The organism is Chitinophaga dinghuensis, assembly GCF_003259435.1.
GTDB lineage: Bacteria > Bacteroidota > Bacteroidia > Chitinophagales > Chitinophagaceae > Chitinophaga > Chitinophaga dinghuensis.
The window spans coordinates 109,567-134,876 of the sequence record NZ_QLMA01000007.1 but is presented as its reverse complement, the minus strand read 5'-3'; the positions used below and the strand labels follow the sequence as shown (position 1 = coordinate 134,876).

General features: G+C 44.6%; 18 protein-coding genes. 5 read left to right on the top strand and 13 right to left on the bottom strand.

Going from position 1 to position 25,310, the window contains the following annotated elements:
- Nucleotides 1-41: 41 nt before the first annotated feature.
- The 3 genes from CLV59_RS20410 to CLV59_RS20400 all read left to right on the top strand — a co-directional run bounded on the left by CLV59_RS20410 (nucleotide 42) and on the right by CLV59_RS20400 (nucleotide 3,090).
- Entirely contained in the window at nucleotides 42-569 is a 528-nt protein-coding gene (locus CLV59_RS20410) for a hypothetical protein (protein WP_111593933.1), read from the top strand.
- Nucleotides 570-801: 232 nt separating this feature from the next.
- Nucleotides 802-2,109, top strand: a complete 1,308-nt coding sequence (kynU, locus tag CLV59_RS20405; RefSeq protein WP_245950911.1) for a kynureninase — start codon at nucleotides 802-804, stop codon at nucleotides 2,107-2,109.
- A gap of 12 nt (nucleotides 2,110-2,121) precedes the next feature.
- Complete coding sequence (locus CLV59_RS20400; protein WP_111593932.1) at nucleotides 2,122-3,090, top strand: tryptophan 2,3-dioxygenase family protein; 969 nt, start codon at nucleotides 2,122-2,124, stop codon at nucleotides 3,088-3,090.
- Nucleotides 3,091-3,181: 91 nt separating this feature from the next.
- Here the strand turns inward: CLV59_RS20400 and CLV59_RS20395 are convergent, their stop codons facing one another.
- The 11 genes from CLV59_RS20395 to CLV59_RS20345 all read right to left on the bottom strand — a co-directional run bounded on the left by CLV59_RS20395 (nucleotide 3,182) and on the right by CLV59_RS20345 (nucleotide 19,393).
- On the bottom strand, nucleotides 3,182-3,655 hold the full coding sequence (locus CLV59_RS20395) for a hypothetical protein (RefSeq protein ID WP_111593931.1): 474 nt from the start codon (nucleotides 3,653-3,655) through the stop codon (nucleotides 3,182-3,184).
- 16 nt (nucleotides 3,656-3,671) lie between these two features.
- The gene (locus CLV59_RS20390) at nucleotides 3,672-4,202 is read right to left on the bottom strand and encodes a hypothetical protein (protein ID WP_111593930.1); all 531 of its coding nucleotides are present in this window, start codon (nucleotides 4,200-4,202) and stop codon (nucleotides 3,672-3,674) included.
- Between the two features lie 273 nt (nucleotides 4,203-4,475).
- Nucleotides 4,476-7,601: a glycosyl hydrolase gene (locus CLV59_RS20385; RefSeq protein WP_111593929.1), complete on the bottom strand. Its 3,126-nt coding sequence runs from the start codon at nucleotides 7,599-7,601 to the stop codon at nucleotides 4,476-4,478.
- Between the two features lie 4 nt (nucleotides 7,602-7,605).
- Nucleotides 7,606-9,483: a family 20 glycosylhydrolase gene (locus tag CLV59_RS20380; RefSeq protein WP_170137841.1), complete on the bottom strand. Its 1,878-nt coding sequence runs from the start codon at nucleotides 9,481-9,483 to the stop codon at nucleotides 7,606-7,608.
- 38 nt (nucleotides 9,484-9,521) lie between these two features.
- Entirely contained in the window at nucleotides 9,522-10,580 is a 1,059-nt protein-coding gene (locus CLV59_RS20375) for a DUF6528 family protein (protein ID WP_111593927.1), read from the bottom strand.
- Nucleotides 10,581-10,584: 4 nt separating this feature from the next.
- The gene (locus CLV59_RS20370) at nucleotides 10,585-11,691 is read right to left on the bottom strand and encodes a DUF6528 family protein (protein WP_111593926.1); all 1,107 of its coding nucleotides are present in this window, start codon (nucleotides 11,689-11,691) and stop codon (nucleotides 10,585-10,587) included.
- A gap of 16 nt (nucleotides 11,692-11,707) precedes the next feature.
- Entirely contained in the window at nucleotides 11,708-13,198 is a 1,491-nt protein-coding gene (locus tag CLV59_RS20365; RefSeq protein WP_170137840.1) for a RagB/SusD family nutrient uptake outer membrane protein, read from the bottom strand.
- Nucleotides 13,199-13,276: 78 nt separating this feature from the next.
- Nucleotides 13,277-16,708, bottom strand: a complete 3,432-nt coding sequence (locus CLV59_RS20360; RefSeq protein ID WP_111593924.1) for a TonB-dependent receptor — start codon at nucleotides 16,706-16,708, stop codon at nucleotides 13,277-13,279.
- A gap of 134 nt (nucleotides 16,709-16,842) precedes the next feature.
- Nucleotides 16,843-18,003: a FecR family protein gene (locus CLV59_RS20355; RefSeq protein WP_111593923.1), complete on the bottom strand. Its 1,161-nt coding sequence runs from the start codon at nucleotides 18,001-18,003 to the stop codon at nucleotides 16,843-16,845.
- Nucleotides 18,004-18,087: 84 nt separating this feature from the next.
- Nucleotides 18,088-18,669: an RNA polymerase sigma-70 factor gene (locus CLV59_RS20350; protein ID WP_111593922.1), complete on the bottom strand. Its 582-nt coding sequence runs from the start codon at nucleotides 18,667-18,669 to the stop codon at nucleotides 18,088-18,090.
- A 154-nt stretch (nucleotides 18,670-18,823) separates the two neighbouring features.
- On the bottom strand, nucleotides 18,824-19,393 hold the full coding sequence (locus CLV59_RS20345) for a methyltransferase family protein (protein WP_111593921.1): 570 nt from the start codon (nucleotides 19,391-19,393) through the stop codon (nucleotides 18,824-18,826).
- Between the two features lie 297 nt (nucleotides 19,394-19,690).
- Between CLV59_RS20345 and CLV59_RS20340 the strand changes: the two genes are divergently transcribed.
- Nucleotides 19,691-20,929: an alpha/beta hydrolase-fold protein gene (locus CLV59_RS20340; protein ID WP_170137839.1), complete on the top strand. Its 1,239-nt coding sequence runs from the start codon at nucleotides 19,691-19,693 to the stop codon at nucleotides 20,927-20,929.
- A gap of 304 nt (nucleotides 20,930-21,233) precedes the next feature.
- Here CLV59_RS20340 and CLV59_RS20330 read toward each other — a convergent pair whose 3' ends face one another.
- Together CLV59_RS20330 and CLV59_RS20325 are read right to left on the bottom strand one after the other, a co-directional pair.
- Nucleotides 21,234-22,874, bottom strand: coding sequence for an alpha-L-fucosidase (locus CLV59_RS20330; RefSeq protein WP_111593919.1), 1,641 nt, complete (start codon nucleotides 22,872-22,874; stop codon nucleotides 21,234-21,236).
- Between the two features lie 201 nt (nucleotides 22,875-23,075).
- Nucleotides 23,076-24,086 (bottom strand): zinc-binding alcohol dehydrogenase family protein, encoded by a 1,011-nt coding sequence (locus CLV59_RS20325; RefSeq protein ID WP_111593918.1) that lies wholly within the window; start codon nucleotides 24,084-24,086, stop codon nucleotides 23,076-23,078.
- 335 nt (nucleotides 24,087-24,421) lie between these two features.
- Between CLV59_RS20325 and CLV59_RS20320 the strand changes: the two genes are divergently transcribed.
- Nucleotides 24,422-25,303: a helix-turn-helix domain-containing protein gene (locus tag CLV59_RS20320; protein WP_111593917.1), complete on the top strand. Its 882-nt coding sequence runs from the start codon at nucleotides 24,422-24,424 to the stop codon at nucleotides 25,301-25,303.
- Nucleotides 25,304-25,310: the final 7 nt, after the last annotated feature.

The window sequence follows — 25,310 nt, the reverse complement described above, 5'->3', positions numbered from 1 at the left end:
TGCAAAACCATTAATGGTTCCTACGGAAAGATAGTATACCTATGAATAAAATACAGGAAATTGAATCCACGATAAAAGAATTGGAGGAAAAGGTGCATGCCCTGGATCTGGGCAGCATGGATGAGCATACGCTTGAAATAGTACGCTTGCTAAAAACAAGGACTGATCTGCTAAAGGACCTCTTCCGATTACAATGGGAGCAGAAAAGTATGCTGGAAAGACATCAGTTTCGGAAGGAAGACCTGTCCACAACATTCCATTATATGAAAAAGTATGAAGAGGAGGTGAAAGACCAATGGCAATATAAGAAAACCTATATCGAGATGACGGAGCAGCTAGAAACTATACTGCAACGCGATTTCGGAGATATAAATATCCTTTTTAAGATCATCCATGCGGAGCTTGCCAGTGCCAAATATTTAAACATTCAAAAAAACGTTTCTTTAAAAATATGTTTTCAAATGCTGTCGGACAGAAGAATGGAAGAGGCAGTAGTGAATGATTTATTGCATAATTATGCCTTGTTGAATGCGCTGGAATGTCCCTTAAAAGGATTAAGTATTTTCTAAGTTAGGAAAAGACAAACCCCATTTCCAACATTTTTTTGGAAGTCTAATTAAATATTCATTGATTTGCGGTTCATTCCCGCCGATGGAGAATATTTATAAAAATATCATTAACCGGCCTTCCTAGCAGCACTTTCTTCTGCTAGCAGTTTTATATTCTGCTTATACTTTACTACATCACTTTACTGCCATTGCGACGCAATGTTCGGTGGCGCTAGTTCCAACCATTGACATAATGAGTACCATGATTTTTAAGAACAATCTGGCATTTGCACAACGCCTTGATCAACAGGATCCATTACATCACCTGAGAGATGAATTTCTGTTTCCACAGCAAAACGGTGCGCCGTTTATTTACCTGTGTGGTAATTCCTTAGGGCTGCAGCCCAAATCCGCCCGTGAGTATATGTCGCGGCAAATGGACAACTGGGAAAATCTGGCCGTAGAAGGTTGGTTTGAGGGAGCAACTCCCTGGATGTTTTACCACAAGGAGCTGAAAGCGCTAATGGCCAATATTGTGGGCGCCAGTGCTGCAGAAGTATGTCCAATGAATACATTGACAGTGAACCTGCACCTGCTCATGGTGAGCTTCTATCGCCCTACAGCGAAGCGTTTTAAAATAATCATGGAAGCCGGCGCATTTCCTTCCGATCAGTATGCCATTGAAAGCCAGGTAAGGTTTCATGGCTACGACCCAAAGGACGCCATCATAGAAGTAGCGCCGAGAGCGGGAGAAGCCACTTTAAGGACAGAAGATATCCTGGATACCATAGCTACTAATGGCGCGGAAACGGCGCTGGTACTGTTTGGTGGCATCAACTATTTCACTGGGCAATGGTATGATATGCCCGCCATCACGAAGGCTGGTCACCATGCCGGCGCAGTTGTTGGGTTCGACCTCGCACACGCCGCAGGCAACGTACCATTGCAGCTACATAACTGGGATATTGATTTTGCCTGCTGGTGTTCCTACAAATACCAGAATGGAGGGCCTGGCGGTATCAGTGGCATTTTCGTCCATGAAAAGCATTTTGCCGATACATCCCTGGACCGCTTTGCCGGCTGGTGGGGCTACCAGGAAGAACAACGGTTTAAAATGGAGAAAGGGTTTACCCCGGAAATGGGTGCAGATGGATGGCAGGTTAGCTGTACACAGGTTATTCCCATGTCACTTTACCATGCCTCCCTTAAAATCTTTGAAAAAGCAGGATTTATTGCACCACTTCGACAAAAGAGTCTGCAATTGACCGCCTACCTGGAATATCTCATTCAGGAAGTGAATACCCAACTTGGCTTTGAACAATACAAAATAATTACGCCGAAAGATCTGGCAGACAGGGGCGCACAGTTATCCATCGTGGCACAACACCATGCCAAAGAGATTTTTAACGCATTGGTAGCGAAGAATGTATTGGGCGACTGGCGAGAGCCAAATGTTATCCGACTCAGTCCCGTTCCTTTGTACAACAGCTTCCAGGACGTATTCCATGCCGCCGAATACCTGATGGCCATCTCCAAAGATCTCATCTCACCAAAGCAATAATTTATTTAGACAATGGAAATAACAACGGAAATTCACGACAGGCTGTCCAAGCTACAGGAGAAATATGCTGCCATGGGGCAGGATATTATGGGCTACCTGGACGGTTTGCTCTATGCAGATTACCTTACCTATTGGGATTACATTCACCTGGACACCTTGCTGAGCCTACAACATCCCAAAACCTCCTATCCTGATGAAAAGATCTTTATCGTATATCATCAGATCACGGAATTATATTTCAATCTGACTTTACACGAATGCGCTCAAATCAGTAGCAACAGCGCACTGACTGCCAGCTTCTTTGCATCCCGACTCAAACGCATCAACGCATATTTCACGGCCCTGGTATCTTCTTTCGATATCATGGTGGATGGCATGGACAAAGAACAATTCCTGAAATTCAGAATGTCTCTCCTCCCCGCCAGCGGCTTCCAGTCAGGGCAATACCGTATGATCGAGATCTATTGCACAGAATTGATCAATCTGGTGACGCCAGGTAAACGCGAGGAATTAAAAGACGCATCTCTGGCAGAACAGTTTGAATACCTCTATTGGAAGTATGGCGCATCTGAATTATCTACCGGGAAACAAACCCTCACCCTGCAACAGTTTATAGGGAAATATACAGGCCAATTAATTCATCTGGCACAGACAAATGTGAACAGTAATTTTTCTCAGTTGTATAAAAAACTACAGCAAAGTGGGGAAAATGAGGAAGACATGAAACAGGTAGAAGAGGAACTCCGGAAACTGGATTTGTTTGTGAATGTAGAGTGGCCGCTTTCGCATTATAAATCTGCCGTTCGTTACCTGGAACGCGATCCGGTGGACATCGCTGCTACTGGGGGTACTAACTGGCAAAAGTACCTGCCTCCGCGCTTCCAGAAAAGGATCTTCTTCCCTTTCCTCTGGACTTCAGAACAAATAGAGCAATGGGGTAAATCCTGGGTAATGAATGTATTGAAATCTTACAGAATCTAATTTAGCTATCTTAAAAAAGGGATTGACGTCGCAGACATCAATCCCTTTTTGATTTTATTACTTTGTTGCCGTCTTTCCGACAGCAGGCCAACTATGCGGAAGGCGGCGTCAATGACCAACCAGCAAGTACCAATTCCTGTACTGCTTCATTCTGTTTGGCGCCATCCATTAGCGTATAGATTCCTTTTTTCCTTGTAATGATATTCTGAATCAGTTGCTTACCTAATACAGTAATAAAAACAGCGGCAAGAATGGAAAACATACCAAATATCCCGAATGCCACGAATGACAGTATTACCACTGCAGCAGCGATACCCCAGGTCCACATGACGGCGATTCCTTGCGCTCTCACATGTATATTTCTGCACCTCCTGCATCTTGGTATGCCCACCAAGATTTTACTGTACTTAACAGAACGATAAACAACTATATTAGTTCGGTCTTGCTCTGAAAATAAAGGGAGGAAATAATTGTCTTCCATATCTGTCGACTCGTCCTCTTCACAATACTGACACTTCTTTTCTACAGGCTCCAGTCGCTGCTTTTCTTGATTGATAACATGCATAATTTGCGTTTATTTTTTAGTCGTTTTCGACGTTGCCATACACTGTTTTGGCTATTAAGAAATAGATGATGATAGCTGGGACTAGCGCCACTATTACAGGAATAAACAGCTCAATTCCTATATAGCTGCTTCTCCCGGAGAAATACCCCTTATAGGCATATGGTAGAACGAACGTAAATATGCCACATGCCAACACTCCTGCAAATGGTTTTGGTTTATAGCCCCAATAGCCCGCTGCACCTGCAACGATAACTGCCGCCACATACCACAACATAGATTCTATTTTGAATATGGGGCCTGTAACCGCTAAAAACAATACTCCCATCGTTACCACTTTCTGAATTTCAGCCTGGCGGTTTATAGCCTGTAATTCGTCAAACAACTCTTTTTTATACTGTCGGTATTCAGCCACAATCAGGCGCTGGGCCTCTGTCTCATCAAAGCCAGCATCCACTAATTTTGCCGCTTCCTTCTCTACCGAAAAATCGTAATGGGGAAAAACTCGTCTTAACTCCTCTTTTTGTTCCTGGGAAAGAATATTACTCATGATAGCATTTAGGATATAGGAATATGGAATAATTACAAATACAATCTTTAAATAGGTTCAAACATTGGTGGCCTCCCTGATTGATGGAAGTCTACATCTCACTTCAGGGAATCATCCACTTTATAAAGAAACGAATTTTAAATTATAAAAAAAATACATTTATAAAAATCGATGTGAAAAAGAGGCGCCAGGGCGCTAATCCCCTGGCACACCTGCTTTTGAACTATCTAACCCGAACATTCCCAATTTCAGATAAGCTTATCAAGTGGACGATTACCTGCTTTCATGCAGTGCTCTGATTTCATAATCGTCTATCAGACCGTAATCATATAAATCATATTCCTTCCCTGCGGGCTGGGTGCTTACATTGTACCATTTGCCAGGATCAACCAATCCAGGAACGGGCTTCTTATAGAAAGGTCCTAAAACATTCTTCAGGCTACCTACTACAATAACTTCCACCTTGTTTTTTCCTTGCTTCATGAACTTCCGGATCGCCAGACTATTCGGTTCGGCGCTGATAATGCCTGCCAGTGAATCATTTACTTTAACCGCCGCCACTGTGCCTTTCCAACTGCCTAGCATCACCTGATAATCATCGGCTAATGTATCGGCGCGGAACTCCTTCGTGTATACCACACCGTTACCATATAAGGGCAGGCCCTGCGCCTTCCAGGAGCCTAATTGTAAGGGCCTTGGGGCTACGATGGTCCAACCCTGCGCAGCTGATTCCAGGTGGAAGTCGCCCAGTATATAAATGGGTTCTATCTCTGCATAAACACTCATTGGCGTTACCGTTACCGCCAATTCATTATCGCCGATTCTAACATGCCTTCCAATTGAATACACGCCATAGGAACGGTCCAGCCACCATTGGCCAGGTGTCGATTTTATTGCCACGCCATTCATCTTCACTTCTTTCCATAATCCTGGCTGTTCCAGAACTGCTTTAAAATTAGTGACGTCTACTCCAGGTTTTACAGTGAAACGATAAACCGCCGTATAGCCGGTACCGATAGAGAACGTATCGCGTCGGGTAATGGCATCTCTGTACTGGGTACGATTATTCCAGGGGTTTCCCACACCGTCTGTAAACCCATGACGCTTGAATGCGGCATTGGAAGCCATTCCTACATGCAGATTCGCATAGCTGGTGTCAGGAAGATGCAGATCACAGAAATCAATTGTCAGGGAGTTTTCCGCGATAGGATGAATAGTCGAGGCTCCTGTGCTCATAGTTGTCCATGCAGCAGAGGAGGCTGCCACTTTATATCCGGGTAATTGTTTATCCGCAATAAACAACATCTTGCTGCCTGCTGGCAGAAGCTGGAAATTGAATTGCACCTGACCATTTTTCCTGGTAAAGTCAATGCGGGAAATATCGCCGGTTTGAAGATCCAATTGTAATACATCTTGTCCTTGCATAGCAATAGTTCCTGTGGAAGCTTCCGTCATGCTGGCATTGGTCAGTAAAAGCAACTGGCCATTACTGAGCCTCCGGCGCTGATGATAGAGGTTTCCTCCAATACTGTCTCCTGTTACAGGGAAAATGGTAAAACCATTGTTCTGAAAGAGCGAGGCCAGGGAAGCAGGTGTCGCCTCATGAACAGATGGTAGCTTGATAAGCGCTTTATTCGGAACGCCATCTACAAAACGTAGTTGTTCAAAACAAACCACCTTCCCTCCTGCAGCCATGAACTTTTTCAGCAAAGTAAAAGTAGTGTGGTCCATATTCTCCATACCTGGCGGGATTACTACAACCTTGTAAGATCGTTGTCCAATAACAAACCTATTCCCCTTTACGCTGCCATGATCTTTGATAATATTCTCCGAGCCCAGATCATATTCCAGGAACCCACGCTGCATCATGGTCACCATGTCATTAAAACTTTTAGTGATGTCGAAAAAACGTTTGTTCTCTCCATCCTTTGCATAATACATCCAGGCAGAAGTAGTAGGCTCAATAATAAGAATATCATTGTATTGCTGTCCTTTTGACAACATGTACGACAAGCGGGAATAATAATGATTTACATTTTTGTAATATGTCCACCATGGCTCGTGATAAGAGAAGCTTGGCGGGTAATCATATTTTCGTGCACCCGTCAACGTCATAAAGGAAAGATGTTGATTCAGGAAATTAACGCCCAATACAAACTCCCAGTCAGCCAGTCGTTTCATATCTTTAAACGTTAGTTCCCAGCCAGAACCGCCGTAGGTTTCAGAAAGGGTGCGCGTTTTGTTCAACTGATTAGCTACGCTGCTCAATTCTTTCACTGCCCGTATATTCCCAAACTGCACGGGTTTGTCTTCATTAAACTGGTTAAACAGCATGTCAATTCCAGGCATCTGATGCCAGGCATACATGGCCATATTATCGGGGCCATGATATGGGCTGGGCCAACCATGTTCCCAGTAGTGGCCTGTCCAGGTCAGCTTCCGACCCTTCATATATGCCGCTACCGGCTTAGACCAGCGGTCTATAAACAGTTCCAATAATACTTTGTAATAGTTATGGCGCACCCGTTTCCAATCGCCCACTTCTTTAAACAGTGAGGGCAGATGCAGGCGTAGATCATAATGCCACTCCTGGTAAAAGCGGTCAAATAAATCAGGTGTCCACCGGACGGAATTACGCCCTTCATTGATGATCGTTGGCTCGTCCGAAAATACGCCTTTGATTGTTTTACCAAACTCCTGCCCTATTACTTTCTCATAACTTTTATAGGCAACATCCATGAATTTTTCTGTAACGCCTTTGGCCATGAGATCTACATAAGATACGCCAATGGGGCCTGCCACAGAGCCTCTGTTACCACGCTGATAATTTACTTTTTTAAACAACAAGTAATGGCCAATTTTCAATGTTTCAGCAGCTATGTTTGGGGAGACATCTGTATAGCTGCCATCCACTTCTTTTAAAAGCAAAAAATAAGGAGTGAGATCCGCGGGTAACCGCGTAGTATCCTCCATGTACAGCATCTGGCCCTGGTTGTAAGCTGCCGGCATCTGATCCGCTACCAGCCCTCCTGCAAAGCCTGTAGGGTATGAATTTTCGTCATAGATCCATATATTCAGACCTAACTTCTTTCCTTGCTGCACGGCGTACTCAAACAAGTCAAACCAATCTTTCGATAACCATTCTGTTATCAGTCCTGGCCTGGCATGAATGATCACTCCGCCAAAGTCATTCTTCTTATAATCCTGCAGCATCGCATCGATCTGGCCTTTCGTTACCTTGGTATTCCATACCCAGAAAGGCACGGAACCAAAATCTCTGCCTGGATTACGGAAACTGGCGGCTACTTCTTCAAAACCTTGGAGGCGTTGTTGTGCCGTGGCCAAGACTCCTGTCAATAATAACGCGATTAATAAGCAGTGGAAGCGTATCTTTTGCATAAGGTTATTTATTTTCAGCTGAACTATTATCCAGTACAGTCCGTGTTATTATACTCCGTCTGCCAGCCGGCGTAATGACGATCGTTTTGAGCGTAATCTTCTTTCCTTTAGGAATAATAATTGTCACTGGTTTCGTATATGCATGGTCGTAATCGCCGGGTGGCCGGTTATTGAGTGTATAGTAGATGCGCGCTCCGGGAAGAGGAAGCTGCGCTACTTCAAATTTGAATTTATCTGTTGTAAATGTTGTATCCGTATAGTCAAAAGCAGTGGGCACCCGATAGTTCATACCCGCTTTGTCAAAAGCCCCAAGATGAAGCGGCAATGCACTATTGACAAATCGCGTATAGTCTTTAACGGTAGTATCCGACCAGGCGGTTTCTGCCAATGCCAGCATACGTGGTAGCAGCATGTATTGCAGCTTGGAAACATCGGGAATGTTTTCGGTCCAGATACAGCCTTCTACGCCCATCATAAATTTACGTTCTTCTGCCGATAAACCCGCATATGCCGGGTTGTACTGATAAGCTTTCCAGGCGGGCGCATCGCCACCATGACTGGAAGGTTCCTGATCTGAACTACTTTGTGCATAATCAAAATAAAGACCGTTCCCTCCTGGCGCAAGTATGATATGCATTCCTTTCCGGATCTGTGTTGCTGCGCTCTTCTCTCCAAATCGGTTCATGATGGTGATACTGTCGTTCATCTCCCCCTCTGCTACTTCATCCCAGGCAATCATCTTTTTGTGTTTCGATAAAATGATCTTATTCAATTTGCTGATGAACCAGGTTTGTAATGCATGCGCATCCTTGATCTGATACTGTTTCATGAACGACTGCACCCGCTCATCCTTCTCCCAGAAAGCTTTATAGCATTCATCTCCTCCAATATGGATATAAGGATATGGAAATAATGCCGCCACTTCCTCCATCACCTTGTCCAGGAATGTATATACTTTTTCCGCTGTAGGGTCCAGCGAATTATCTATATACATTTCAAATCCGCCACTGGGGAACCACTTCGCGAAGCTGCTACCAGGATTCACTTGAATACTGGTATCCTTCGTTACACAAAGCTCCGGATAGGCGGCTATGGCTGCCATCGAGTGACCTGGCACATCAATTTCAGGCAGTATTTCAATATGTCGTTCTGCCGCATAGCGAATGATATCACGTACTTGTTCCTGGGTGTAAAATCCGCCATCAGTAGCAGCTTCGCCCGGCTGCGGCGGAAGCGTATTACCGCTGAATTCTATTCGTGGTACACGCCATGCGCCCACCTGTGTTAGTTTAGGATAACTTTTTATTTCCAGTCGCCAACCCTGATCATCTGTGAGATGCCAGTGAAAACGATTCAATTTGTAATAAGCCATCAGATCCAGCAAGTCTTTTATCTGAGCTACCGTGAAAAAGTGACGGGAAACATCCAGCATCAGGCCACGATAGCCAAAACGAGGAGCATCTTCAATGATCATACTATTTATTACGCCATGCTCTTCGGCGTTGTTTATTAGCTGCAATAATGTTTGCAGTCCATAGAACAATCCTGCGCCTTTTCCTGCAAGGGTAATGCCTGCCGGTGCAACTACCAGTCGGTAACCTTCTTCGGGCAACTGCGCCGTACCTGCACTGGTAATGAAAAGTTCCGGTTGTTTGCCTGGTACTTTCCCGCTAACGATTTTGTTGCTGAAATTTCCGGCGCGTTTTAATTGCCGGAGGAAATACGCTACCGCAGGCGATTTTGCATCTTCTGTACGAATGACGGTGTTAGTCGTAAACAGAAAACGGCCATGGGTCATTTTTACAGTTTGCGGCATAGGAATTAAAGCCGACTTGGGCTGCTGTGCTACGCTGCTGCCAATACTACCGTACAGAAAGGCCAAACAGCAGCTGCTTATTTTTAAATATCTACTCCAATTCATTACTGGTAATTATCGTATACTACTTTTACTTTATAGAAACATGCGCCACTCACGATACGTGCGCCTTGCCATTGTCCGCCGGCAGTATAAAAATCCACCGTGCTGGTGGACCAGTCGTTCATCGTACAGCTAACAGCCGGGCGAGGGTTTTTATTGGCATCTGGCCGCGTCAGCACAATCTGGCCACTGGGCTGATTGCCGATACCTTTCACAAAAGTCAGATTGTTAGTAGGCGCGGTAGAAAAAGTTTTAGTAGTCTTATTAAAAATATATTCGCCACCGTTAGTAGTCACCCAAAGCAGGTTAGTATTTCCGTAATAGGGACTGACCTCATGTCCCCAGGCAGTCGGTAAGGTAGCGCGATACTGCGTCAACTCCGTCAGTACTGGATTGGCTGTGGTACCACCCACTGTTACCGCAGTGAGTATATGTGCCTTTGTGGCTACATCCTGGCCAGTCACCCAGATACCATTGATACCAGGGTCCCATAATACCGCATGTGCCTGCGACAACGGAAACTCTGCATATACGCCATTATCCGCGCCCTGTGAGGCGGCATATACGCGTACCCAGTTGCCATCAGAGGCAGCCAGCGCAATGTTGCCATCAGGTAATAGTTCTGCGGAGTGGACATTCGCATTGATGATTTTTGACCAGATGCGCTGTCCGGATGGAAAACCGATGACAGCTGCCATGCTGTTATCACAGAGTGCCGCAATGGCCGTATCCTGCCCGAATGAACGCTTTCTTAATTTAAAGTCTGTACCTCCACCCCATATTTTTATTTCGTTGGCAGAGAAGCCTTGTCCTGTAGTGGGAGTCCATTTCCATTTCCTGGCGGCATCGGTATTCCAATCGGTAATCATTGGATCATAGAGCACCAGTTCTTTGGTGGCATCATTGGTGAGTGCCAGCAACTGTCCGGGATATGGTTGCGGTGTCTGAACTACTGGAGGAGTGGTAGTATCGGGAGAGGTCGTGTCTCCCGATTTACTACCACAAGCAAATTCCAAAATTATCAGACAGCATACTGCTCCTGTCTTCAACATTTTTCTCATGGTATCAATAATAGTTAGGATCGAATGTTTTCCCTTTGTAGATAGCAGCGCCGCTTACGGTACGGGAACCGGTAGCAGCGCCTGTGGCGGCATTATAGAAATTCACCACAGAGGTACACCAGGTATTGGCAGGGTAAGCCGGACAGCCAGTGCTGGGAATAGTTTCCACCAGCGTGTTTTGTCCGGGCTGACTGCTTACCGCCTTCACGAAAGTTTGTTGAGCCGCGCCAGGCATACTACTGAATGTTCCTGTGGAGATATGAAAAATATATACGCCACCGTTAGTCGTCAGTAACAACTGATCGGAGTTATTCGGATCTGCTGAAAGATCGTGTCCCCAGGCGGTTGGCAGCACATTGTACGTTACCAGCAAATCCAGTTTAGGATTCGTAATTGTGCCTCCTGTTCTGGCAGTGTTGTAACCATACTTTCGTAATTCATTACCAAGCGCCCAGAGTACCTGGTGTGTTTGATCCCATAGCAATCCATGTGCGGATGTGAAATAATATTGGGTATTCACCCCATGATTGGGCGATGGCTGCGAGGAAGAATATACGCGGATATATCCCTGCGGGTAGGCAGCTCCCGCACTGGCCACCACGGAATTGCCATCTGGCAGTATTTCCATGGCATGCAGTCTGGTGGTATCATTAAAACCCATTACCCAAAGTTTCTGTCCGCGTGTACCCGTTCCCGTATATCTGGCGATGGTAGCCAGTCGGTAAGATGTAGCCGTGATCACCTGTGCCGTATTTGCAAATACGGTATTGTTACGGACTTTAATATCCGTTGGCGTTTCCCAGAGCGATATCTCACTGCTTTGAATGTAAGACAAGGCCGTGGTAGGCTTCCAGGTCCATTTAGGGGTTGTCCAGGCCGCATCTGCCGGATCATAGACCTCTATTTGCTGATTGGTCTGGTTAGTAATGGCTACCCAGCAACAGGTAGCTTCTGTCTTAGGCGCAGGGCCTTCGGCCTGCTGATTTTTGAGAGACAGCCGCTCCTCCTGACGACTACAGGACGTCGACAGTACAACCCAGAGAAATGCTGTCAAACAGGCAATAGCAGCCCGTAAGCAGGAATGACCTGCTTTTCTTTTGAACGTTTTCATCATGGTGAGTTTTTAGTTAGTATCCCGGATTGGGGGTAAGCTTGTCGTTCAGCAATATTTCTGCATTAGGAATAGGGAACAACAATCTGTTCTCTGTCACATTATAACTTCCTGGTTGCAGATAACTATACATTGCTTTCTGTTTGATACCGAAGGCCGTCATCACTGCTACAGCATTGCCTGTACGCACCAGATCCAGCCAGCGTTTGTTTTCAAAAGCCAGTTCCACTCTTCTCTCCTTTAAAATAATTGTTTGTAATGTTGCCTGATCGGTTGTTGTGATGTTATGTGTTGCATCGCCAAATGCGCGGGTTCTTACCTGGTTCAGATAAGTGAGCGCTTCGCCACCTTTTCCTTGCAGGATCAGACTTTCAGCGAGCAAGAGTAATACTTCCGAGTAACGGTATACCGGCCAGTCGTCGTTTGTCTGGTTACCGATAGTATGTGCATGCAGGAACTTTTTAGGAAAAGGTCTTCCTGTTTTGCCGGCAGGCGCGGTATAGTTCACTGCCGACTTTACCGCTGTGGCAGTAAAATCATCTGTCGCATTAAATGTTCCTTCCGCAATACCAATGGATGCATCCAGGCGAAGATCGCCAGACTCATAGGCGCTGATCAGATCCTGGGTAGGCGTATTGTAGCCGCCAACAGTGGTAATGTTATTATAATTTATGCCTGTAACCACGGTAGTATTGGCCATACGTGGCAGGAAATTATATACAGACGCATCTGTATTGGCCTGTGGCACAGACAAAGCAGTATTAAACTGAATTTCAAATACTGATTCACGGCCATTCTTGTTAACTAACGCGAACGCATCTCCGTAGTTTGGAAAAAGCGTATATCCCATAGCCGTCACTTGTTTCAATGCATTTTCCGCCAGGTCGTATTTTTTTAAGGTGAGATAAACATCTCCCAACAGGGTCAGTGCCGCTCCTTTGGTGGCACGCCCTGTTTGAGGAAATGTCGGTGCATCTAACTTGGCAGCTGCATCTGTGGCATCGGCTATGATCAGGTCATAGACTTCCTGTACGGAAGAACGTGGAATATAAGTTTCCTCCCGGGTAAGCGGGGCATGCTTATAAATAGGTAGTCCGCCATAAAAGCGCACCAGATCAAAATAAGAGAGGGCACGGATAAACTTCGACTGACCTATAATAGCATTGCGACTGGCATCTGTAAGTTTGATATCATCTATATGATCGAGGATAGTATTTACTGCAGATATAGCATTGAAACCAGCGTTCCATTTGGCAGGCGTCTGATTATTGTATTTATCATCCAGGAAATCGGCCACTGCGCAACGGTTCGTGGTAGCTACCGCCTGATCTGAAGATTTATAGTCATAATGCGTATTGTCGGAACGCATCTCCCCCATTGTCCATGCCGACTTATTATTATACAAACCCCGGAGTTGGTTGTATGCGCCATTCACTGCCAGATCAAAATCGCTCTGCGTTTTGAAATAGTTGTTCAGGTTAATGCTATTGGGATCCGTTTCGTTCAAAAACTTTTTACAGGAAATTGCTGTCAAGCTTATGATCACTATTATTAAACAGAAAATCTTTCTCATTTCTTGCTGATTTTAGAGGCCAAGGTTAAAGCCAAACGTAAATGTTCTTTGCAGCGGGTATGCTCCAAGGTCTTGCCCCTGCTGTGTTACAAGGGATAGACCGCCGGCGCTTACTTCAGGATTACCCGGGTAGCTGGTGAAGATGTATACATTCTGTGCAGATGCGTATACTCTCAGGCTCTTGATAAATGGCGTTTTAAATTTCCTTATACTATACCCTAAGGTGATATTGTTGATGGTGAGATGGGAAGCATCATGGATAAACAGCGTATTATCTGTACGATAAGCGACTGTTGTTCCGGCTAGTGTCCGGGCTACTCTTCCGTTGCCAGGATTCTCCGGAGAACGCCAGCGGTCCAGCAGTTCCGGTGGTCCGTTAAAAACGCCGTCCAGGTTGTAGGTACTTTCCTGCATACCATTCTTCAGTTTATTGCCATAGGTACCGGACATGGCTATACTAAGATCAAAGTTCCTGTAGGCAAAGGTATTGGTGAAACCGAAAATGAATTTAGGATTAGGATCCCCGATCACGGTCTGATCTTCAGGGAAAGTAATTTTACCATCGCCGTTCATATCTTTAAATCGTACCGTTCCGATCTGGGAAGTAGTGGTAGTACCGGTTCCATAGTATTTAGGACCTGCGTCTACCTCAGCTTGCGTTTTGAAGATACCATCGAAAACATAACCGTAAAATTGTCCTACAGGCTTGCCCACTAACGTACGATAGTCCGTAAATTCGGATAAAGTAGTGGTAGGATTATCAGCGAAAGAGATATTATTGAGACCAATGCGCTCCACGATATTCCTGTTAAAAGAGATGTTGAAATCGGTATTCCATTTCAGTTGACCTACCAGGTTCTTTGTACTTAATATGATCTCGTGTCCCCATTGCCTGATATCGCCGAGATTGTCCTGGATGGTAGAGAAGCCGGAGGATTGCGGCACTGGAACAACAAACAGCAGTCCTGATGTCAGTTTGTTGTAGTAATCATAGGAAACATTTACACGGCCATCGAATAAACCGATATCGATACCCGCGTCAAACTGTTTGTTACGTTCCCAGGCGAGGTTCTGGTTACCTAGCCGGGACTGCACCTTTCCGCCGGCAAGTCCGGTAGAAAAAGTGTAGTTGGCGTTGCCTATACCGGCAGTAGTAGTGTAGTTCCCAATTTCTGCCATACCGGTTAAACCATAGGTAGCGCGTACTTTCAGCAGACTCAGATAAGAAATATCTTTCAAAAACGATTCATCGCTTATAATCCAGCCTGCGCCTATACTGGGGAAGGTACCCCATTTGTTGTTGGCGCCGAAGCGGGAGGAACCATCTCTGCGGAGGGTAGCCTGGATCATATAGCGGTCTTTATAGCTATAGTTGGCGCGGCCCAGGAACGACATCATTGACCAGGCGTTGAAGCTGGAAGTATTGGTGGTGATGCGCGTTGCGGCACTTAAATAAGGAATGCTGTTATCCGGATAATCGCGGCCTACCATATCGCTGGCAAAACCGGTGTTGCGTTGCAAAGTGAAGCCGCCTAGTAAATTGAGAGAATGTCCTTTTCCTAACTGAGGATTGTAGTTCAGGGTATTTTCATTCAGCCAGGAGAAATCATTATTCAGTAAGGTTTCACCTAAGGCCGAGTTATTTCCTGGCGGCGGATTCTCCATAGGCACCGCATTAAAACCACCCATAGAAGTAGATGGGATGAATCTGTTTCTACTCATGCTACCGAGATCTGTACTCCCAGCAGTGCGGAAAGTGAGATGGTCCGTAATTTTAATTTCGGCAAATACATTGGCCAGGACGCGCAGGCGGTTAGCATCATCTTTCACTTCGAGCAGCTGTCGTAACGGGTTCGCCCATACGAATTGATTGGTAAAGCCGGTGATACCTAATGCCAGACTGCCATCCGGATTATAAGGAGATCCCATGGTAGGGATCATGGCGGCGGAAGCGAAGATGGCACGCTGTCCATCTACGTTGAAGCCAGTTCCCTGCCGGTTGTTATGTTCCAGTTGCAGAGAGGGAGCAATACCTACGCCAATTTTCACCCGTTTGCCCGGATTAAAATCTCCGTTCATACGCAGTGAAAAACGTTTGTAGCCGGTATTCACCAGAATTCCTTGTTGATCGAAATATCCGCCCACAATACTGTACGCCGCTTTTTCATTGCCGGTACTGATAGCAATGCTGTAGTTCTGTACTGGCGCGTTTCTTGTCAGCACGCTGTACCAGTCTGTCCCTTCTCCGTATTGATCCGGGTTTTGGTATACTGCAGGAATACCGCCAGTATATCCTTCATACTTGATTTTATCTTCATAAAACCCTTTCATGTAAGTGGCCAGTTGGTGGGCATTCATGACAGGAGGTATCAGCTCCCGCATCATAGAGGCCGTGCCGTAGTAGGAGTTAAAATCAATTTTTGTATCGCCGGCTTTTCCTCTTTTGGTGGTAATCAGGACTACCCCATTCGCTGCACGGGAGCCATACAAGGCAGTAGAAGCCGCATCTTTCAATACCGTAAACGTTTCAATTTCATCCGGATTGATATTATTGAGATTATCAGGACTTCCAACCATGGGTTGTCCGTCTATTACTACCAACGGTCTGACGCTGGAAGTCAGCGAGGAGGCGCCGCGGATACGGATGTCCATACCTTGTCCTGGTCTGCCGGTGGTTTGTACCACCTGTGCCCCTGGCAGTTTGCCTGGAAGTCGTTCCAGGAAAGTGCCTGTAGGCTGGTCTTTGACGGTAGACGCGGAAACGGTAGCCAGAGCGCCTACTACATCGCGTGTTTTTTGTTTACCATACGCCACCACTACTTCTGTCAGTTGTGAAGAGGTTTGTTCCAGCTGTATATTGATAACAGTACGTCCATCGATGGGTACTTCCTGCGGCGTGTAGCCCATATAGGTAAAAGTGAGTACCCCAGTGGCTTCCGGAATATTCAGTGTGTAGCTACCATCTGGCTGGGAGATTGTTCCCAGTTGGGAGTTTTTGAGTCGCACTGCCACTCCCGGCAAGGGTTGCCGGTTGATATCGGTAATGCGTCCTTTGATAGTTACGGCGACTGCAATTTCTTCCGGCAGGCGTGTAATCACGATGTTACGCTCCCGGATGGTATAGGTAAATGGCTGATTGGCAAAAGCTTTTCCCAGTACGTCTTCTACAGAGGCGTTGGTAACCTGTAGGGCCACTGGTCTGGCATCTTTTAAAATATCGACATCCCACAGCACATTATATCCGGTTTGTTTGCGTATCTGACGGAAAACTTCCTGTAGTGAGATTTGTCTGGCCGATAAAGTTACCTTCTGAGCATAGCTGGAGGCGCTGACTTCCATTAACGCTGCGATCATTAAAACAACGGTGAGTTTCATAATCAACAGGATTTTTTTGCGCGTAGTGCCGGTCATTACCTGGCACACGTCAGGTATGTAAAATTTCATTACATTTGATTGTTAGTGTTTATTAAATGTGGATGACGTTTGCAAAGTGGATTTCACAGGGTAAGCGCTGACAGTACCGGAAGTGTTCCCGCACTTCCGGTTGTTTTTTACCGTACCACTGTTTTGCGGATGGTCTATGGCATAACGGTGATCCTCCTTCCTTCTATTTTAAAGTGAATAGTTCCGGTTAATTCCAGCATACGTAATACATCTGTTACATCTTTAGTACGGGAGAGGCTACCGGCAAATGCTTTTCCCGAAACATTGCCTTCATAGCGGACTTCCACATCATACCAGCGACTTATCTGTCGCATGATGCTTTCTATATTTTCATTATCAAAAAAGAAATAACCATTTTTCCATGCCGTAGCGGCGTCTGTATCGGTATCTTTTGTTTGAAGCTGTCCGGAAGCTTTGTTCAGTATAGCCACCTTACCGGGTACCAGTAATGCACTGGTCTGATCATAAGCTACTTTTACAGCTCCCTCCAGTAACGTGACAAAGTTTTTCTTCTCTTCAGGATAGGCATTAATATTAAAATGGGTGCCTAAAACCCTTATGCTCATTGGCTTTCCGGAGGTTGTAGCAACGTTCACATTGAACGGTCTGGTTACATCTTGTGCCACTTCAAAATAGGCCTCACCGGAAAGGGTCACATTTCTTTCCCCTTTCGGAAAAGCGGTAGGATAATGTAAGGATGATCCTGCATTCAGCCATACTTTGGTTCCATCTTGCAAAGTGATACAGAACTGGCCACCATAAGGCGTATTCAAGGTGTTGTATACAGTACCGTCGGAAGGTTGGTTGCCATTATACAACAAGCTGCCGCTATCCGTTTTATTGACGGCCACATTGCCTTGTTGAGAGATGATTCCATTGTTGGCATCTTCCAATATTACCTTATCTCCGTTGGCTAAAATCAATACGGCTTTGTTGCTACCAGGCAGAATTTCTTTAGATGCCTGTGCGATGGTTTCTTGCTTATGCTGATGGTGCGATGATGGCGAGTACAGGTAGGTAGCGATTCCGGCAGCCAGGAGCACTACAGCAGCGGCAGCCCAATAGTACCAGCGGCGTTTATGCATCACTGTTACAGTTTGTGGCGCAGCAATCTGCTGTTGGATCTGGTGCAGCATGCGCAGGCGCACGTGTTCTTCCTCATTTGGATTGTCAGAGACCCATGCTACGTCTGCCTCGTTGCGCTCCTTATACCAGGCCATCAGTTCTGCTTCTTCGGACATCGAAATAGTACCATGGAGGTACTTTTCGATCAGTTGATAGATATAGTCGTTCAACGTATAGATTTTATGCGTTATACAGATATGTACCGCAACTGAGGATTTACCCTTAGTACTCCAGATAATTTTTTTGAGAAAATTTTAAGGGCGGAAAATTTCGGAGAGCAAAATGGCCCACAAATAAGGGCGGTTTAGTTTAAGTCGCAGTTCCTTTAAGGCTTTGGTGAGATGCGCTTCCGCCGTTTTTTCGGCGATTCCCATTCGCTGGGCTATTTCTGGGATACTGAGTCCTTCTTCCCTGCTCAGTTTGAATACCAGCCGGCATTTCTCTGGCAAAGATTCAATGATACCCTGGATATATTGTTGTTGGAATCTGATATAGATCTGTTCTTCGTCCCAACGCTGGTTTGCCGGATCAGCGATCTGTTCTCTGATCTGGCTCCTTCTCTTTTCCTTGGCATATTGCTTGAAAACAGACAATCTGATGGCAGTAGCAAGGTAGGCTGCCACATTATCGACATAGAGCTCATTGCGGCGATTCCAGAGGCTAATAAATACCTCCTGGACTATTTCTTCGGCCAGCACTTTATCGCCGCTATGATGATAGGCAATCGCCAGCAGCTGGCGCCAGAAACGGTTATACAATTCAGTAAAAGCGGTATTGTCGCCTTCGCGCAAGGACATCATTAACTGTGCGTCAGATTGTTGCGAATACCGGTTCATGCGATTGAAAGTTCACAAGGATATAAAAATAATCCGAGATTTTATATCGATACCAGAAATGGTAACAAAAAGATTAAGCAACAATGAGATAGCATTTAAGAAAGACAAAACCCTGCGACTAGCGCAGGGTTTCATCCATTATAATGATATTTTTTTACCATATAAAAGGGATCAGTTTCTGTGTTTGTTGCTGATAGACCTCGTAGGTACCTGGAAAAAGGTCTTTCAACAGGGCCTCTTCACTGTTTAACTTCCTGGATAATGCCAATGTGTAGATGAAAGTAATTACCATGGCGGCCAGGCCTCCAGTCACCATACAGGTACCCGCTAAAGCAGTGAGGAAGCCGGAATATATAGGATGCCTCACCAGCCGGTAAGGCCCCTTTACCACCAGCTCATGTCCATGTTTCTCTGTCACGCCCCCACTCCAGTTTCGCCCCAATACGGTGCGCGCCCATATACAAATGCCAATGCCAGCCATACATAATGTTGCCCCTATTCCTTGTAACAGGGCATTTGAAGGTAGGATACGTCCGAAAAAGCCACCCGATACAAAAAGAGGAAGATAGAGTAATCCAAAGATTACTACATAGCCCAGAGGACCAAGGTAACGTTGTCTGACAGTGCGTTCACGCACATTTTTGCTGGTTTTATTGCGGAGGAGTATCCAGTAGCTACAGAATAATACCCAGCTGGCGATGGTAGCCCAGGTGAATATGGTCATATTTTAGGGGGTTGAGTGAAGAATGAAAATACGGGAAGTTTCCAGGAGAAGCCTGTTCATTTTGTTCAGGTGGCAAGGAAATGGGGAATTAAATTCAGGGAAGAAGCTGACAGAAATAGGATTAATTTATCTTACAAATAGAACAATTCGCTTAAAAAATAATATTTTTAATAGGCGCTTATGCCGATCCATAAATACATTTCCTTTCTGTTGAGAATTTGGGGGCACATGTTTCCGGAATACAAATACGGTCGGCAAAAGCCAACATCTGCGGACATACTACAATCCTTTATTAGCATGATTTTCAGCAATCTATTAAAGCGTTATCTCAGCAATAACATTATATTTATTTCCATAATATTATCCATACCCAAAAGCCTGGTTGCTCAAACTGATCCGGTATTCAACCCCATTTCGGCAGATATTATTAAGCTTTCATCTAAGGTTTTGGGAGAAGAGCGGAAAATTTATATTTATGTACCGCCCGCAGATACTTTACAGCCCAATAAGCGTTATCCTGTACTATATGTATTGGACGGGGATAATCATTTTAGCATAGTGGCAGAATATTGCAAATATCTTAGTCGCCAGGATGTAAATATCGTGCCTGAAATGATTATAGTCGGTATTCCAAATACCAATCGCACAAGGGATCTTACTCCTACCAAGAGTATTTTTGACTATGAAGGGAAAGCGGATACCAGCGCAAACTTCCGGTATAAGTCGAGCGGCGGCGGCAATAATTTTTTGAAGTTCATTGGTACTGAACTAATCCCATATATCGACCTACACTACAGAACAGAACCTTTTAAAATTTTTGCAGGACATTCATTCGGTGGTATCACTACGATCAATTGCCTGTTAACGCAGCCAGATCTATTTGGGGCGTATATAGCCATTAGTCCGTCCTTTTGGTGGGATAAAGGCTATTTACTTAGTCTGGCTGATGAGAAGCTGAAAAAAGATCGGGTAATTAACAAAATGATCTTTTATAGTGATGCCAACGAAGGATTATCAGGCAATGAATCATTCTTCCATACCGATCTTTTAAAGTTCGACGCCATCATCACTCAAAGAAAGATATCGGGATTAGACCATAAGTATGTTTGTTATCCTGAAGACACGCACATGACGGAACCTATAAAAGCCTATTATGACGCTTTACGGTTCATTTTCAGGCAATGGGATCTGCCACTCACAGATATGAAATCCTTGAATGCTAAACATGTAAAGCAACACTATCAGCAATTATCTCAACGGTATGGATATACTATTACACCGCCAGAAGTAAACATCAGCAATTTAGCGATGTATTTAATATCCGAGTATGGAGCGTTGGATAATGCAATAAGTTTACTGGAAATGAACACCCAAAACTATCCTGCATCCGCCACCGCCTATAGCCAGTTAGGCGATACATACCTGAAAAAAGGTGATCGCTCCAAAGCGGTGACTTGCTACAGGCAGGCACTTGAGTTAAACCCTGGATTACAAAATGTAAAAGCCCAATTAGCAGAAATTTTAAAAGTCCAGTAATAGCTTGTCTATACAGGAGAGCAGAGAGATGCTCTCCCTTCTAATGCTTATTATGAAGTCAGGACTACAGTCAGTCGTACTTGATGGTCACCAGAAAAGTTATCCATCTACTGCTTACCTATAACGCTTTTCAGAAAAGCTGTCACTAATTTGTGCGGGGCTTCCTGGGTTGAGTTATCTTGCGGAACAAAAAGCGTCGCAATGAAAAAGCGATGGTCTTTCAATTCCAAAATTCTGGCTTCTATTAATCGGCAGGGCACTCCTGAGAATATTACGCGCTATTACATAATTCGACAAACCAAATTTACTGGGTAATCTTAAATACCATTGCAATATCATTTGGGACTGTCTTTGGTTTGAGAATAACCAAAGCGTCCTCCTGCTGTTGCCACTTAATTTTCTCTTTGCTACCCAGGAGTATGATACTTTTAATTTGTTTTCTCTCTGTCTTTTTTCCAAGCGACTTTATTTGTAGATCTTCAATTGGAATACCCATTACAGTCGCGTATAAGATATCTCCCTTTTTATTGAAGCGGATATCCTTGCCGGAGTATTTCAGTTTCCCCTCATTAAAACCTTGTGCATTAACAGGATTGGCTGTTTCTGTGGACGGTCCTTCTCCATATGTAGTCCAGGGTCGGGTACCGAAAATACTTTCCTTATTGATATCCATCCAGGCTGCAATTCCTTCCAAAACATGCACTTCTTTATCATCAATAGTACCATCCCCACGGACAGGAATATTTAGGAGCAGATTACCATTTTTACTAACAATATCTACCAACATATGAATCACATCCTTAGCAGATTTATAGCGATCTTCGTCATAAACATTTCTGTTGTAATGCCAATCGCCAATGCAGCTGCATGTTTGCCAAGGCAAATCTTGTATCTTATCAGGCGCGCCTCTTTCTACATCCCATACCAGGCTTTTCTTCTGTTCTGCTGTTAAGACTTTTCCAAAAAGAATGGCATTAAGTTTCCCACTGTGGGTAGTCATGTTATGGTTATAGTAATGAGCTGCAATTTTTAGTCCTGCATCACTGACTGGATACAAAGGCAAAGCCGTATCATCAAAGTAGAGGAGATCCGGATTAAATTTATTTATCAGATCTACTGTGCGATTGTAAAACTTTGTACAATACTCCTGTGACGGTATGCTGGCATTATTGCCCCAATCCCATTGACCAAAGAGGGCATGGTTGTTCCAACTATCTTTACTGAGGGGGTGGTTTTGTGCATATAACTCCTGAGGATCAAGTCCCTCCCACCATGTACCCGTTCCACTATCGGCGGGGAGCATACCATCATATGGTACACCTGCCATGGGACCGGTTTTATCTGAGCGTTGGGCGGTTTCGTACCATGTCCATGCATGAGATGCATGTACACTCAGACCAAAGGGCAGGTTATTCTTTCTGGCAGCTTTTGCCCAGCCTTCCAAAATATCTTTCTTAGGGCCTACCCGTACCGTATTCCACTGTTGATACTTGCTGTTCCACATATCCAGGTTATCATGATGATTGGCCATAGCCATGAAGTACTGAGCGCCCGCCCTTTTATAAAGAGCTACCAGTTTCTCGGGATTCCAATGCTGTGCTTTCCAGTCATGAATTACTTCCTTGAATCCGGATTTGGAGGGATGTCCAAAATGGGCGAGGTGTGATTTGTATTGGCCACTACCTTCCATATACATGTTTCTGGCGTACCAATCGCCTTGCTCCGCCTGGCATTGAGGGCCCCAGTGTGCCCATATACCAAACTTAGCATTTCTGAACCAGTCCGGTACCTTATATTGACTGAGAGAACTCCATTCGGGGGCGAATTTCCCTTTCGCTATCGGCTCTGCTGTTGTATTTACAACTACATTAAAGGTTTCCTGCGCATGCAATTGGGTTGCCATGAATATCAGGCTTGCCGACAAAATTTTTGTAAATGTTCTCATATACCTATGTAAACTTGATTACGTTTAATGTATTACCACAAATGCTTTCATGATCACAGGAATCCCTTTATCAATGAACGTGGACTTCATTCAGTCAATGGCGGTAAAGGTTGATTATTTACCAAAAAAAGTAGCGTTTAGGAGAGCCAGATGCTACATTCGTCTTATGTCAATAAATCTTCCGAAATCATCCTACAGTACTTAATCTAAACGGACAATAGCCTTAACAAGACCAGGTTCATTCACCAAGTGTGGGAACTGATCTACCAGTTCATCAAAATGTATAAAATGGGTGATGTAATTTTCTGGACTAATTCTTCCCATACGGATGCACTCCAGTACATGTTCAAAGTCTTCTCGGGTAGCATTACGGCTACTCATCAGGGTACCTTCGCGTTTATGGAATTCCGGATGGTTAAATTCAATCATACCTTTCTGAATCCCCACCAGGATAAATCGACCGGAATGGGCCATAAAACGGAAAGCATCATTGATGGCATTTCTGTTTCCGGTGGCATCAAGCACCACAGTAGGCATATCTCCATTCGTTGCTTCCCGAATCTGCTCCTCCAGGTTCACCGCTTTACCATCAAATACCTCCTTAGCACCGGCAACATGCTTTGCCCAGCCCATACGGTTCTCATTGATATCTATCGCCATTACCTTCGCACCAGCTATAGTGGCCATTTCTATTATGGCCAGCCCAATAGGTCCTACACCAATTACCAAAACATTATCAGCGGGCGTTATTCCAGCCCGGCGAACAGCATGTGCAGCTATAGCAAAGGGTTCCACCAATGCGACCTGGTTAAGATCCAATCCTTCAGCCGACAGTAGTAAGTGAGAGGGTACCTGTAAGAACTCCGCCATTCCTCCATCCGAGTGGACGCCTATAACATTCATGTGCTGACAGCAGTTAGTGTAACCACCTCGACAAGCGACACAGGTATTACAGTGCTGATAGGGTATCATGGTGACAACATCTCCCTTGCGGAGGCCGGGAGTATCTCCTGACACAAACTCACCTGCAAGCTCATGACCTAAAACACGTGGATAACTAAAGTATGGCTGATTACCCTCAAAAGCGTGAATATCCGTCCCACATATGCCAACACGTTTAACCCTGATTAAAGAATATCCTGGTAAACAATCCGGTTTGGATACATCTAAACATTTCAATTTTCCAGGCTCAATACATGCAATTAAATTCATTCAACTTTATTTATAAGATGCCCCCATGTAAAACAACCTCTAACTGACTTCCGGCAATTTCACAGATAGTCAATAGAATACACCGCAGATAATCAGCTTAGTATTAAATTTGAATATCGGCAGGCATTTCAAAAAATCGGCAACAGGAAGAAATAAAAATATTGGATACAAACGGTATCTTGTAAGGATTACAATGCTTTATTTTCCTTTACTATCAATAGATTTACTTCTATTATATTCGTATTCCAAAAGTACCTATAGTACCAATTTTACACTTTACTCATATCGATAAAATATTTCACTATATCGATATTTTCTCCTTAAATTCACCTATAATGAACAGAGCAACGGTACCTCCAAACTTTATCTTGCTGAATGTGGGCCGGGCAGTCCATCATGGAGACTGGAACTGGAGAAATGTGTGCAGTCCTTTTATCCGATTGCATTTTGTAGAAAGTGGCGCCGCCAAATTAGTCAGGGAAAACAAAGTCTATAGCCTTGAGAAAAACCACCTGTATCTTACGCCTGCTTATATTAATCATTCCTACAAGTGTGACGGACCTCTCACGCTGTATTATATTCATATTTATGAGGAGCTGAGCAATCAGCCCAGTATTTTTGAATTGATGGATTTTCCCGTTGAAATGAAAGCCGACGATTTGGCCATCCAGCTAATCAAGCGACTTGCAGAGATTAATCCTGAGCGGGAGCTTCCATATTTTGATCCATGGGCTTATGATAACTATCCAACACTGGTCAAAAACATTGCCCGACAGAAAACAGTGCCACTTGCTTACGAAATGGAAATAGAAGGTATTATCAAGCAGTTGTTGTCCAGGTTTCTTTTACAGGCTTCGGATAAAAATGTCAATATAGACAACCGTATTATGCAATCGCTAACCTATATCCGTAGCCATCTGCATCAACCCATTAGCATAGATGTTTTAGCAGAAATCTGTTTTCTTACCAAGGACCATTTCATCCGTCTCTTCAAAAAGAACATAGGATGTACTCCCGGAAAATACATCAATGAGAAAAAAATTGAAAAGGCACAACGCATTATGATGACGGAGGATATTTCCATCAAAGACCTTGCTTATACTCTTGGTTTTGAAAACGACTCCTATTTCAACAGGTTCTTCCGAAAGATGACAGGAGAAAATCCAGGCGAACATAAGAAAAACATGCGTATGATGGCCAAAAGTGGCGACTCCTGAAGGCCGG

Coding starts and splice junctions, on each gene's coding strand:
- CLV59_RS20345 (WP_111593921.1), bottom strand. CDS start 19,393: ATGACCATATTCACCTGGGCTACCATCGCCAGCTGGGTATTATTCTGT.
- CLV59_RS20385 (WP_111593929.1), bottom strand. CDS start 7,601: ATGCAAAAGATACGCTTCCACTGCTTATTAATCGCGTTATTATTGACA.
- CLV59_RS20325 (WP_111593918.1), bottom strand. CDS start 24,086: ATGAATTTAATTGCATGTATTGAGCCTGGAAAATTGAAATGTTTAGAT.
- CLV59_RS20320 (WP_111593917.1), top strand. CDS start 24,422: ATGAACAGAGCAACGGTACCTCCAAACTTTATCTTGCTGAATGTGGGC.
- CLV59_RS20370 (WP_111593926.1), bottom strand. CDS start 11,691: ATGAAAACGTTCAAAAGAAAAGCAGGTCATTCCTGCTTACGGGCTGCT.
- kynU (WP_245950911.1), top strand. CDS start 802: ATGAGTACCATGATTTTTAAGAACAATCTGGCATTTGCACAACGCCTT.
- CLV59_RS20410 (WP_111593933.1), top strand. CDS start 42: ATGAATAAAATACAGGAAATTGAATCCACGATAAAAGAATTGGAGGAA.
- CLV59_RS20350 (WP_111593922.1), bottom strand. CDS start 18,669: ATGAACCGGTATTCGCAACAATCTGACGCACAGTTAATGATGTCCTTG.
- CLV59_RS20340 (WP_170137839.1), top strand. CDS start 19,691: ATGATTTTCAGCAATCTATTAAAGCGTTATCTCAGCAATAACATTATA.
- CLV59_RS20400 (WP_111593932.1), top strand. CDS start 2,122: ATGGAAATAACAACGGAAATTCACGACAGGCTGTCCAAGCTACAGGAG.
- CLV59_RS20375 (WP_111593927.1), bottom strand. CDS start 10,580: ATGAGAAAAATGTTGAAGACAGGAGCAGTATGCTGTCTGATAATTTTG.
- CLV59_RS20360 (WP_111593924.1), bottom strand. CDS start 16,708: ATGAAATTTTACATACCTGACGTGTGCCAGGTAATGACCGGCACTACG.
- CLV59_RS20390 (WP_111593930.1), bottom strand. CDS start 4,202: ATGAGTAATATTCTTTCCCAGGAACAAAAAGAGGAGTTAAGACGAGTT.
- CLV59_RS20395 (WP_111593931.1), bottom strand. CDS start 3,655: ATGCATGTTATCAATCAAGAAAAGCAGCGACTGGAGCCTGTAGAAAAG.
- CLV59_RS20330 (WP_111593919.1), bottom strand. CDS start 22,874: ATGAGAACATTTACAAAAATTTTGTCGGCAAGCCTGATATTCATGGCA.